Source organism: Azospirillum isscasi (genome assembly GCF_030849505.1).
Taxonomy (GTDB): Bacteria; Pseudomonadota; Alphaproteobacteria; order Azospirillales; family Azospirillaceae; genus Azospirillum; species Azospirillum isscasi.
In genome coordinates this window covers 14377-27185 of sequence record NZ_JAUJFI010000071.1, presented here as the reverse complement: position 1 = coordinate 27185, position 12809 = coordinate 14377, and the positions used below count along the sequence as shown (strand labels likewise).

9 protein-coding genes are annotated in these 12809 nt (G+C 67.7%); 4 read left to right on the top strand and 5 right to left on the bottom strand.

Annotated elements, in window-relative coordinates:
- From QSG27_RS15440 to QSG27_RS15425, 4 genes are all read right to left on the bottom strand, one after another.
- Positions 1-1428: glycoside hydrolase family 17 protein (locus QSG27_RS15440; RefSeq protein WP_306707586.1), on the bottom strand; the 1428-nt coding region annotated here is incomplete at its 3' end.
- A gap of 175 nt (positions 1429-1603) precedes the next feature.
- Entirely contained in the window at positions 1604-2764 is a 1161-nt protein-coding gene (locus tag QSG27_RS15435) for a glycosyltransferase family 61 protein (RefSeq protein ID WP_306707584.1), read from the bottom strand.
- 121 nt (positions 2765-2885) lie between these two features.
- Positions 2886-3659, bottom strand: coding sequence for a ferredoxin--NADP reductase (locus QSG27_RS15430; protein ID WP_306707583.1), 774 nt, complete (start codon positions 3657-3659; stop codon positions 2886-2888).
- Between the two features lie 181 nt (positions 3660-3840).
- A complete protein-coding gene (locus QSG27_RS15425; protein WP_306707581.1) occupies positions 3841-5283 on the bottom strand; it encodes a helix-turn-helix domain-containing protein in 1443 nt (480 codons plus the stop codon).
- Between the two features lie 197 nt (positions 5284-5480).
- Between QSG27_RS15425 and aceA the strand changes: the two genes are divergently transcribed.
- Together aceA and QSG27_RS15415 are read left to right on the top strand one after the other, a co-directional pair.
- Complete coding sequence (gene aceA / locus QSG27_RS15420; RefSeq protein ID WP_306707579.1) at positions 5481-6758, top strand: isocitrate lyase; 1278 nt, start codon at positions 5481-5483, stop codon at positions 6756-6758.
- 527 nt (positions 6759-7285) lie between these two features.
- Positions 7286-7849: a DJ-1/PfpI family protein gene (locus QSG27_RS15415; RefSeq protein WP_306707577.1), complete on the top strand. Its 564-nt coding sequence runs from the start codon at positions 7286-7288 to the stop codon at positions 7847-7849.
- A gap of 167 nt (positions 7850-8016) precedes the next feature.
- Here the strand turns inward: QSG27_RS15415 and QSG27_RS15410 are convergent, their stop codons facing one another.
- Positions 8017-9942, bottom strand: coding sequence for a PAS domain-containing sensor histidine kinase (locus QSG27_RS15410; protein WP_306707575.1), 1926 nt, complete (start codon positions 9940-9942; stop codon positions 8017-8019).
- A 245-nt stretch (positions 9943-10187) separates the two neighbouring features.
- Here QSG27_RS15410 and QSG27_RS15405 point away from each other — a divergent pair, with 245 nt between their 5' ends.
- Positions 10188-10856, top strand: coding sequence for a sulfite oxidase-like oxidoreductase (locus QSG27_RS15405; RefSeq protein ID WP_306707573.1), 669 nt, complete (start codon positions 10188-10190; stop codon positions 10854-10856).
- 228 nt (positions 10857-11084) lie between these two features.
- Positions 11085-12806, top strand: a complete 1722-nt coding sequence (locus QSG27_RS15400) for a 2-oxoacid:acceptor oxidoreductase subunit alpha (RefSeq protein WP_306707572.1) — start codon at positions 11085-11087, stop codon at positions 12804-12806.
- Positions 12807-12809 lie beyond the last annotated feature (3 nt).

Genomic DNA, 12809 nt, shown 5'->3' with positions numbered 1-12809 from the left:
CGGGCGGCGCGCCGCACGCATGGCGCCAAGCGCCAGCAGGCCCAGCGCCGGCAGGGCGAAATACCAATTCGGGAAGTCGCGGTAGCGCCCGTCGAACACGATCAGAAGGCTCCAGACGATCCCCAGCAGGGCGAGGACGGCGGCGGCGGCGTTGCCGACCGTTTCCAGCCGGGACAGCGCCGGGCGTCCGTGCAGGGGCGCCAGCGGCTCCAGCGCCAGCCCGCCGCTGCCCAGCGCCCGGCGGGCGGCCAGCAGCACGGCCCCCGTCAGGACGGCGGTCGCGGCCAGCATGACGACGGACAGCGCCACGTCCTGCGGATAGTGCTTGCCGTGCAGCGCCCCCCAGACGGCGTGGACGTAGAGGGTCGACAGCGCCTGCGCCAGGAAGGCCAGGGCGGCGAAGGCCCCGGCGGTCAGCGGGCGCCCCCGCAGGGTCAGCCCGGCGACCAGCAGCAGCGCGAGGCCGGAGGAAACGCCGAACAGCACCGGCCACTTGCGGTTCTCCACCACCGGCCCGGCCAGCGCGAATTTCGCCTGACGGTCCGCGGTGTAGAGGCCCCAGTGGCCGCCCACCGTGCCCTCCAGCTTGGCCTTCCAGCCCTGGTCGAACGCCTCGATCACGTTGTAGTCGAAGCCCTCCTGCTCCGCGAGGCGGACGAAGCCGTTGACGAACTTCGCCTTGTTGACCAGCCCGGTGACGGCGGCGCCGCGCGACCGGCCCTCGGTCGGCCAGCCGGTCTCGCCGACCAGGATCGGCTTGCCGGGGAAGCGCTGGGCGATGGTGCGGTAGCTGCCGCGGATGCGCTCCATGGCGCCGGCCACGTCGGTGGGCACGTCCTCCCAATAGGGCAGCAGGTGAATGGTCAGATAATCGACGTGGGAGGATATCTGGGGATACTTCAGCCACCATTCCCAAACGTCGGCATAGGACACCGGCTGCTTCACCGCCGCCTTCACGCGGTCGATGTAGCCGGTGACCTGCTCCGGCGTCAGCTCGCGGCGCAACAGCACCTCGTTGCCGACGATCACGCGGGTGATGACGTCCGGGTAGCGGTTGGCGAGGTCGATGAGGGAGGCGACCTCCTTCTCGTTCTTGTCCAGCCGCGACGACAGCCAAGCCCCCATGGTGACCTGAAGGCCATGCCTGCGCGCCAGTTCCGGCACCACCTCCAGCCCTTCCAGCGAGGTGTAGGTGCGCACCCCCGCCACCTGCGGGGCAAGGGCGGCCAGATCTTCGTCGATCTGTTCCACGCTGGGGAAGGTCTGCGTCAATGGGCTCTGCCCGTCGCGGAACGGCGCGAAGGAGACGCTTTTCAGCTTTCCGCCGGGCGGCGGGTCGAGCGGCACCGGCTGGTTCGGCAGCGACCAGACGGCAAAATTCGCGAGGCCGGCCAGCAGCAGCACGGCGAGGATCGTGATGAGGCGCATGGAGGGGATGTCTACACCAAATGCGGGACCGGCGGAACCGTGTGGAACGGCAGGAAATCAGGCGCGCCCCCGTAGGGAGGCGCGCCTGTCAAGGATTGATGACGTGCCATCGTCACACCGTCATCAACAGATTCCCATGCGCCTTATTCCAAGGAGCCTTCGGGCACATCCTTGCCTAGAGGAAGCCGGCGCGGTCCAACGTCGCCGTCAGATGGTCGAGCGGCATGCGCCATGTGCGGTCGTGCGGCCAGAGCGGTTCCCAAGGCCCGTCGATCCGGCCGAGCACGCACCCGTATTCAAGACCGCGAAGATTGGCCAACCGGCGGAACAGCCAGTTCGTGTAGCAGTCCATCTGCAACTCGCACACCATCGTGCCGGGGCGGCAGAAGACCAGATTGGTCAGGCCGGCCCCGTGCGGTGCGACGACGTGCGTGGCCTCGGCGAAGGCGCGCATCTGGTCCGCCAGGGCCATCCCGTCGAGGTCGAGCGTCTCGTAACCGGCGGCGGCGAGCCGTTCCATCACCGCGGCTTCGTTCATGAGCCGACGCTTGGGCGAGCGCAGCCGATGGATGTAGATCCGGCGGTGCGCCGCCGCCGCCGCCATGCCCGACGCCAGACGGTCAAACGCGGCGAACAGGGTCGGCGGCGGGTAATAACCGAAGCCCGTCAGGCTGGGGACCAGCATCAGTTCATCGACCAGCACCGTTTCCGCCGTACCGATCGCATGCGCCCGGACCGAACGTCCAAGCCCGCTCAGGGAATCCCGCTGAAAGGCGCGCTCGAGCGGCGGAACCAGCAGAAGGTCGTCCAGATGATGCCCGGGCAGGACCGACAGCCGGCTGAAGGCATCGATCAGCCAGTGGTAGTAATTGTAGGCGCCGGCGGCCAGCAGATGCACCGCGCGCCCGGCCACATGACGGACATCGGCGCTCTGCAGCGTGGTGAAACCAGTTTCCGGATCGACCTGCATGCCGTGTTCGGGTGGATAGACGTGCTGCAGCGTTTCGGCGACCAGCCGGTTCGCCACCATCACCACACCCGCCGACGAATGCACATGGGCGCCCCGCAGGCGGTAAAGCCGCACCGGGACGGACTGGTAGGTCGTCTGCTTCCAGGCGCCTGCGAAAGGATGCTCGACGATGCGGAGCCGTTCGAAATCCGCGTCGCCGAAGTCCAGAGGCCGGATGTCGACCTGTTCCGGATCGAAAAGCGGGATCGACTCGACCAGCGGACGGCCCTCGTCGTCCGTCAGTCGCAACGCTTCAAGCTGCGGAAGGGAAATCCGGATCGGTTCCATGGGGTCCAACGGCGGGGGGCCAACGGCGCTGTCGGCCAACACAAGACCCGCCCCCGGTTAAGGTTTCGTTGCCCCCGGACACGACAACGGGCGCTGAGGGGCCGTCACCCCCCATGCGCCCGCGATCCACGCCGATGCCCGGCACCGCCCGAAGGCGGCCTTACCGCTCCACGAAAGCCTTTTCGATCACGTAATGACCGGGTTCGCCGTTGTGGCCCATGGAGAAGCCCAGCTCGTCCATGATGCCGCTGGTCTCGTCCAGCATGGCCGGGCTGCCGCAGATCATCACACGATCCACCTCGCGGTCGAAGGGCGCCAGCCCGACGTCCGAGAACAGCTTGCCATTGCGGATCAGGTCGGTGATGCGGCCCTGGTTGCGGAAGGGCTCGCGCGTCACGGTCGGGTAATAGATCAGCTTCTGCTTCACGTCCTCCCCGAAGAACTCGTTCTCCGGCAGGACGGTGCCGATGATGTCGGCGTAGGCCAGTTCCCCCACCGTGCGCGTGGTGTGGGTCAGGATCACCTTGTCGAACCGGGCGTACATCTCCGGGTCCTTGATGATGCTGAGGAACGGGGCGAGGCCCGTGCCGGTGCTGAGCAGGTACAGGTTGCGGCCCGGCAGCAGGTTGTCGGTGACCAGCGTGCCCGTCGCCTTGCGGTTGACCAGCAGTGTGTCGCCTTCCTTCAGATGCTGGAGGCGCGAGGTCAGCGGGCCGTCCTGCACCTTGATCGAGAAGAACTCCAGCGTTTCCTCGTAGCTGGCGCTGACCAGGCTGTAGGCGCGCAGCAGGGGCCGCCCGTTCACCTCCAGGCCGATCATGGTGAACTGTCCGGGATCGAAACGGAACGAGGGATCGCGCGTGGTGGTGAAGCTGAACAGGGTGTCCGTCCAGTGGTGAACGCGCAGGACGCGCTCATGAATCAGATTGCTCATGGAATCCGCAGGTCCGTTTCGGTGACCGGCATGCGTGGCCGGTGTCGTTTCAGAAGCCAAGCCGTGCCGCATTGCAGCACGTCTCTTTAACAACAAATTCGTCAACAGACCACTAATTTATACCAACAATTTTGTTGTGGCTTTTGACTTACCACAAGGTGTTATCGCAAAATAGCCGCCCTCATTCCCCTGCCGGCGGGGCGAAGAGATAGGGCGACAAACCGCGCAGATTCTCGTCCACGATCAGCCGGTGGTTCAGCGGCGGGAAGGCGCGCTGCGAGCAATCCAGCCGTGGGCAGAGCCGGCAATTCACACCGATGGGCGTCGCCGCCTCGGTGTTCTCCAGATCCACACCGTCCGCATAGGTGATCTGCGCGGCGTGCTGGAGGTCGCAACCCAGCGCGATGGCGAATTGCTGCGGCGGACTGCGGAAGCCGCCGCCGGCCTTCACCACCGTGCGGGCGATGGAGAAATAGGTGGTGCCGTCGGGCATCTGCGCGAGCTGGCTGTGGATTTTTCCCGGCGTGCGGAAGGCTTCGTAGACGATCCAGCGCGCGCAGCCGCCGCCGAACCGCGCCAGATGGAAACCGGCACCGGAAAAGCGCTTGGACACGTTGCCGGCGCTGTCCACCCGCATCAGGAAGAAGGGCACCCCCTTCGCCCCCGTCCTCTGGAGCGTGGTCAACCGCTGGCACACCTGCTCGAACGAGGCATCGAACCGGCGGCGCAATATTTCGATATCGTAACGGACCTGATTCGCCGCCTCCCAGAAACGGGCGTAGGGCATCAGCACCGCCGCCGCGAAATAGTTGGCCAGCCCGATGCGGGCCAGCCGCCGCGCCTCGTCGCCCGACAGGCTGGAGGACTCGACGATGCCGTTCAGCAAATCCCGATGGCGCAGCAACGCGATCTGGCAGGCGAGCTGGAAGTTGCGCCCGGAGGGGGCCAGCATCTCCGACAGCAGGATGCGCCGCCCGTGCCGGTCGAACCGGCGCACCGCATAGCCCATCACGTCGGACGGCAGCAGCCGGACGCGGACGCTGTGGTTGTTCAGCAGATAGTCGGCCAGCCCCCGGTACAGGTCGCCCTTCTCCAGCCGGCCTTCCTGCCACAGCTCCTCCGCCGCGGCCTCAAGCTCCGCGAAGTGGTTCGAATGGGCCTGGAACAGGTCGCGCACCTCCTCCTGCGGGAAGGAGGAGTTCTGGACCAGATGCAGCTTTTCCCGGTCAGCCACCCGTTCCGACAGGGTTTGCAGGTCGTCGCGGCTGGTGCGGAAGGCGCGGTACAGCGCCACCACCGCCTGCCCCAGTGTCGGGGCGACCGCCGCCAGTTCGCGGAAATCCTGGTTCTTGATGTCGGAGCCGTCGAACAGCGGGTCGGCGAACACCTCGCGCAGGCCGGCCACCAGACGGCTTTCCTCGTCCTCCGCGAAGGTCTGAAGATCCACCCCGAAATTCTGGCCCAGCTTCAGCAGCAGCGGCACCGTGACCGGGCGCTGGTTGTGTTCGATCAGGTTCAGATAGCTGGGGGAGATGCCCAGCTGCTCGGCCATCTGGGCCTGGGTCAGCCCGTGGTCGCGGCGCAGCCGCCGCACCTTCGGACCCAGCATCGCCTTCTTGTCCATGACCGTCCGCGCCCCGCCTTCGCCGCTCTCGGCGATTTACAAGATTTACCGATTTACAGGACTTTTCTGACGGCAGTTTACAAACAGACCCTTTTACAAACAAGGGCATGTTGCAAGGCAACGGAGGGCGTTTTAGTTGTTTTGGCAGGGCAGCGCTCAAAAGCAGCGCAACGGTGATGAAAAGAAGGAAATCGACCATGTCGCTCGACGAAAAGACCAAGGCCGCTCTCCGCGCCGCGCGCTTCGAAGGCATCAAGCGCGATTACACCCAGGACGACGTGAAGCGCCTCAGCGGCTCGGTCAAGATCGAGTACACGCTGGCCGAGATGGGCGCCCAGCGCCTGTGGGAGCTGCTGAACACCGAGCCGTACATCAACACGCTGGGCGCCCTGACCGGCAACCAGGCGATGCAGGCGGTGAAGGCCGGCCTGAAGGCGATCTACCTGTCGGGCTGGCAGGTCGCCGGCGACGCCAACCTGGCCGGCCAGATGTATCCGGACCAGAGCCTGTACCCGGCCAACTCGGTGCCGGCGGTGGTCGAGCGCATCAACAACACCTTCAAGCGCGCCGACGAGATCCAGACCGCCGAGGGCAAGGGCGACACCTACTGGTTCGCGCCGATCATCGCCGACGCCGAGGCCGGCTTCGGCGGCCCGCTGAACGTCTTCGAGCTGATGAAGGCCATGATCAAGGCCGGCGCCTCGGGCGTCCACTTCGAGGACCAGCTCGCGTCGGAGAAGAAGTGCGGCCATCTCGGCGGCAAGGTGCTGATCCCCACGCAGCAGCACATCCGCACCCTGAACGCCGCCCGTCTGGCCGCCGACACGATGGGCACCTCGACCATCGTGCTCTGCCGCACCGACGCGGAGTCCGCCCAGCTCATCACCTCGGACGTTGACGAGCGCGACCATCCCTTCATCGACTTCGACGCCGGCCGCACCTCGGAAGGCTTCTTCCGCCTGAAGAAGGGCACGGGTGTCGACCACTGCATCGCCCGCGGCCTGTCCTACGCCCCCTATTCCGACCTGCTGTGGTGGGAGACCTCGCGTCCGAACCTGGAGGAGGCCAAGCGCTTCGCCGAGGCGATCCGCAAGGAGTTCCCGAACAAGCTGCTGGCCTACAACTGCTCGCCGTCCTTCAACTGGAAGGCCAACCTGGACGAGGCGGACATCGCCAAGTTCCAGCGCGAGATCGGCGCCATGGGCTACAAGTTCCAGTTCGTGACGCTGGCCGGCTTCCACAGCCTGAACTACTCGGCCTTCAAGCTGGCCAAGGGCTACGCCGCCCGCGGCATGGCCGCCTACTCGGAGCTGCAGCAGGCGGAGTTCGACGCGGAGGCCGAAGGCTACACCGCGACCAAGCACCAGCGCGAGGTCGGCACCGGCTACTTCGACGCGGTCGCCACGGCGATCTCCGGCGGCCAGTCCTCCACCACCGCCTACAAGGACTCCACCGAGGCCGATCAGTTCCATTGATCTGAACGGTCTCCGCCGATCCCCTGGGCGGCCCGGCTTCGGCCAGCCGCCCCGGTGACCGGCAGTTCCCGATCCGGTGTGCGAGCCGGATCTCTTCGAACGGCTGACGCTATTGACTTCGAACGGCCGGAGGTCCTCCTCCGGCCGCTTTTTTCATGCCCGGCTTTTGTCACAGCCCCGCCGTCACGGTATGGCTGACCTGCGCCTTATCACGCGCCATAATCGGGAAATCGTGATTAAGTCTTGAGCGCAACCGCGGAATCGCCCTGCCGGCTGCCTTGCCCGCGGGTGGGGAAGCGGCGTTGCAGTGCGGAATAAGCCATTGACTTGGGACCTCGTTGCCGCCACTTGTGTTCCATGCTCACCACAAACCGATCAGGGGCGTGACCGCCCCCCCGCCGGACCTCATTCGACGAGGGCCGGCTGCGGGTCCCATCGCCGCGCAAGACCTTGCGCGGCGTGCGCCGTTTCTTTTCCCCAACGGCGGCCCGCGCATTCTGGTTGAACGATGAAAGGACAAAGACAGTATGGATCAACCCCTCGCAGGAAAGAGCATTGCCATTCTCGTCGCCAACGGCTTTGAGGAACTGGAGATGACGGAGCCGCAGCGGGCTCTCCTCAAGACCGGCGCTACTCTTCGTACGATTTCCCCTGAACAGGGTCTGGTCAACGGCTGGCACGGCAAGTCCTGGGGCCATTACTTCCCGGTGGACAAGCAGGTTGGCGAGGTTCTGGGTGCCGACTACGACATGCTGCTGCTGCCGGGTGGCGAGCGCAGCGTCACCAAGCTCCAGCAGAGCGCCCACACCCGCCGCATCGTCGGCCACTTCCTGGACGCCGGCAAGCCGATCGCCGCGATCGACCAGGGCATCCAGCTTCTCGCCATCCCGGGCAAGCTGAAGGGCCGCACGCTGGCCGCTCCCGAGGCCGTCCGCGCCGAGCTGGAAGCTGCCGGCGGCAAGACCAGCGACGAAGCCTTGGTGGTGGACAACGTGACCATCACCGCGCTGGGCCACGACGAGCTGGCCGCCTTCGTCGAGCAGGTCGTGAAGGTCTTCTCCGAGGCCGCCGCCGTCCGCAAGGCCGCCTGAGGGCCGTAAGGACCGCGCCTCGACAGGGGCCCGTCTTTCCTGCGGGTTATCGTCTTGTGAGTCCACGGCCGCCGCGCGTCACGCGCGCGCGGCCGTTGCGCGTTTCAGAGGGGCGCGTTTCAGGGGGCGCGTTTCAGAGGGGCGCGCGTTTCAGGGACTGGCTTCCCTCACATGGCGCCGCCGACGCGGCAGGGCGGGAAGGTCAGGCGCACGGTCGTGCCGGCCCCGACGCTGCTGTCGATGTGGAAGGTGCCGCCGTGCAGCCCGATCAGCGCGCGGGTCAGCGGCAGGCCCAGGCCGGAACCGCGCTCCGCCGCGCGGTCGCGCCCATGCACCTGCCCGAAGGCGTCCAGCGCCACCGGGATCTGTTCGGGCCGCATGCCGATGCCGTTGTCGGCGACGGTCAGGGCGATGCCGCCCTCCCGCGTCGTCTCCGCGCGCACCCGCACATGCCCGTCGTTGGGGCGGGCGAACTTGATGGCGTTGCCGATCAGGTTGGTCAGCATCTGCCGGATCAGCGATGCGTCGCCGCGCAGGCTGGGCAGGTCGTCCGGAATCTCCATGCACAGCGTGACCGCGGCGTCCTGCGCCCGGGGCTGCATCATGCCGAAGGTCAGATCGACCAGCAGGGAGAGGTTGCAGGCTTCCTCGTGCAGGTCCATCCGGCCCGCCTCGATCCGCGCGAGGTCCAGCAGGTTGTTGATGAGATCCAGCATGTAGACGCCCGCCGCCGCGATCTGCCCGGCGTAATCGCGGTAGCGCGGGTTGTTCGGCCCCATCATCTCTTCATGGATGATCTGGGCGAAGCCGAGCACGGCGTTCAGCGGCGTGCGCAGCTCATGGCTCAGATGGTGGACATAGTCGGATTTGCGCTGGTTGGCCTGTTCGGCCGCGTCGCGGGCGATGCTCAGCTCGGCCTCGCGGGCCTTCAGGTCGGTGATGTCGGCGCGGATGCCGACGGTTCCGCCCTCGTGCGTGCGCCACTCCTCGATGCGGATCCAGCGCCCGTTCTGAAGCTGCACCTCCATGGGCGGGCCGGCGTTGCGGTGCTGCTCGATGCGCCGCTCGATCCATCCCTCCAGGTCCGGCACGCGGTAGACGCCCCGCTCCGCCCCGCCGCGCAGCACCGTCTCGAAATCGGTGCCCGGCGTGATGAGGTCGGTGTTGGCGGAAAACAGCTCGCGGTAGCGGGCGTTGCACAGCACCAGCCGGTCCTGGGCGTCGTACAGCACGAAGCCCTCGGTGATGCATTCGATGGCGTCGGACAGCAGATGGTGGGCGCGCCGGGCGGCGCTTTCCGCCTGCACCCGTTCGGTGACGTTGCGGATGCTGCACAGCACGCGGTCGCTGTCGGGCAGGGCGACCAGCCGCGCCTCGAAGGATTTGGCGGTGCCGGGCTGACCGCCTCCCACCTGTCCCGGATGCGGCGGCAGGGAGAAATCCAGCCCGATGACCGTCTGCCCCTCGTTCAGCCGGCCCAGCGCGGCGGCCAGAAGCCCGGCGGCGGGTTCGGGCAGCACCTCCTGCACGCGGTGCGCCAGGAAGCGCTCGGCAGGGACGTTCAGGTCGCCGGGGCTGGCGGCGGCGAAATCCAGGATGGTGCCGTCCCGCAGCAACTCGAAGCGGATGTCGGGATAGGCGTAGGACAGGGCGATGAGCTGCTCGTTCAGCCGCATCATCTCCTGCCGGGCACCGCTGTCGGCGGGCGCTTCCGCCAGGATCAGGCCGGTCGGGCGCGGCGCCGGGGCCAGCCGGAGGTCCACCTCCAGCGGCAGGGTGAGGGGGGCGTGGAGGACCGCCCGGGTCTCCACCTTCCGCCCCATGGCGGCCTGTTCCAGCGCGTCGGGAGGGGCTTCGGGCAGGGCGATCCGCACGGCGGCGGGGGACGTGTCGCGCTCCAGCCCGATCAGCGCACGGGCGGCGTCGTTCATCCAGACGGTCTGGCCTCCGGGCCGGAGCAGCCACAGGGGCGTGGCGAGCGCGTCCAGCCAATCCAGTCCGGCCACCTCCCCTCCGGCCCCGTCCAGCCCGGCCCTGTCCAGCCCAGGGGACGCCGCATCGGAGTGCGGGGCGATGGGCAGGACGGTGGTCATGGGCGGCAACGTGTCTGATACTGCATGGCCGACATGCTATCAGAGCAAGGCAGTGCGTGAACAGGGGCAGGGCGGCCGTCCGTGCCGTCTCTTTCCGTCCCCACGGCGGAAAAGGGCAGGGAACGGCGGCGGATCACCCTATCGGACCGCAGGACCCACGGCATCGGCGCTGACACCGGCGTCCACCCGTGCATAATCCCCCGAATCGCTTCCAGAGACATCTCTTGACGAGACGGAGGACTCCCATGGCGGACGACATCCCGCAGGACGGCCAGATCCGCGGCACGCTGATCGCCGCCAAGGAGCAATGGGCGCGGGAAGGCCGCGGCCTGACCGGGGAGACCGCCGACCTGGCGCGCGACCGGCTGCCGCCCGGCCAGCGTCTGGTGGAGAGCTGGCCGGTGCTCGACCTCGGCATCGTGCCGCGGGTGACCGAGGCGAACTGGACCCTGACGGCGGACGGGCTGGTCGAAAACCCCATCGCCTGGACCTGGGCGGACCTCCAGGCCCAGCCGCAGGAGCGCTTCGTCTCCGACATCCATTGCGTCACCACATGGTCGCGCTACGGCAACCACTGGGACGGGGTGTCCACGCGGCACCTGCTGTCGGTCCTGCGGCCCCGGCCCGAGGCCCGCTTCGTCCTCTGCCACTCCTCGGACGGCTACAGCACCAACCTGCCGCTGGAGATCTTCGCGGCGGAGGACGCGCTGCTCGCCACGCGCTGGGAAGGCCAGCCGATCAGCCGCGACCATGGCGGCCCCGTCCGAGTCGTCGTGCCGAGGCTCTATTTCTGGAAGAGCGCCAAGTGGGTGAAGCGGATCGAGCTGCTGGCGGAGGACCGCCGCGGCTATTGGGAGGTCCGCGGCTATCACAACGACGCCGATCCCTGGAAGGAGGAGCGCTACGTCGAATAGCGCCTGAACTCCCCGGCCATTCCGGCCCGGAAACAATCGGCGCAAATGTATGCCATGTGTCCCGCCAAGATGTCCGGCCAAGAATTGGTAAGACCAACTTACGGTGCGACTGCGGAAAATTGTGTCCTCAACAATCCGATTTGCGCCAGATCATTCCCCTGTTCCGCACATCTGAAGTAGCCGTACGCGCGTCGGGCGACTCACATTCGGACGCAAGGGATTAACCATATGACAGTGGACTCGGTCACGATTGCCCTGGTGGGCAGCGGTGGCGCCGGCGCGATGACCGCCGGACAGATGCTGCTGGATGCCGCCGCCAACGTGGGATGGTACGGTTTGATGTCGCGGTCCACCGGCCCGCAGATCCGTGGCGGTGAAGCCGCCGCCCTCGTTCGCCTGTCGCCGACACCCGTTCACGGTCCGGGGGACCGTTTCGACATCATCATCGCCTTCGACTGGCAGAATGTGGAGCGTTTCGCGGCCGAGCTGCCCCTGTCGGACAAGAGCGTCATCATCACCGACCCCAGCCAGGGCGAGGTGCCCGCGGTCCTCGCCGCCAGCGGCGCCCGCCAGATGGAACTGCCGATCAAGGAACTGGCCGGGCGCATCCCCGGCGGGCGCGTCAACATGGTCGGCCTCGGCGCCGTCGCGGCGACCATCGGGCTGCCGCGCGCCGGCATCGACGCGGTGATCCAGAAGGCGCTGGGCAAGAAGGGCGACGCCGCCGTCCAGGCGTCGAACGCCGGCATCGACGCCGGCGCCAAGGAAGCCGCCGGCTGGAACCTGGGCCTGGAACTGGCCGCCCCAAACAAGAACGGCGCCACCCGCTGGAACATCTCCGGCAACGAGGCCGCCGGCCTGGGCGCGCTGAAGGGCGGGGTGAAGTTCTGCGCCGCCTACCCGATCACGCCCGCGACCGAGATCCTGGAATGGCTGGCCCCCAACCTCGCCAAGACCGGCGGCAAGCTGGTCCAGGCGGAGGATGAGCTGGCCTCCATCGCCATGTGCCTGGGCGCCTCCTTCAGCGGCGTGCCGTCGATCACCGCGACCGCCGGCCCCGGCCTGTCGCTGATGACCGAATGCATCGGCCTGGGCGTGGCCTCCGAAACCCCGGTGGTGATCGTCGACGTGCAGCGCGGCGGCCCGTCCACCGGCATCCCGACCAAGTCCGAACAGTCCGACCTGAACATCGCCGTCTACGGCCTGCACGGCGACGCCCCGCATCTGGTGGTCGGCCCGACCTCCATCGGCGACTGCCTGTTCACCACCCAGTGGGCGGTGCATCTGGCCGAGGCCCTGCAGACGGTCGCCATCGTGCTGTCCGATCAGGCGATGGGCCAGTCCCGCGCCGTCATCGACAAGCCGGAGGACGCCCCCTACACGGCGAAGCGCCTGCTGGCCACCGACCTCGGCGGCGAGGGCAAGTATCTGCGCTACGCCAACACCGAATCGGGCATCTCCCCGGTGGCCATCCCCGGCATGCCGGGCGGCGAGCACACCGCCGACGGGCTGGAGCATGCGGAGAACGCCCTGCCCTCCTCGCAGGCGTCCGATCACCAGAAGCAGCTCGACAAGCGCCTGCGCAAGCTGACGTCCTACGACTACGGCGACGCCTGGGCCGACATCGAGGGCGAGGGCGAGATCGCCGTCGTCACCTGGGGCTCCGCCACCGGCCCGTCGCGCGAGGCGGTGCGCCGCCTGGAGGCCGCCGGCACGAAAGTCCGGCTGGTCGCCATCCGCCTGATCTCCCCGGTCCAGCCGGCAAAGCTGGCCGCGGCGCTGGACGGCGTCACGAAGGTTCTGGTCGTCGAGCAGACGCACGGCGCCCAGTTCCACAAGTTCCTCCGCGGGCATTACGACCTGCCGGGCGCGGTGTCGGTGTTCAGCCGCCCCGGCCCGCTGCCGATCCGCGCGCGTGAGGTTCACGAGACGCTTCTTTCCCTGATCTGACCG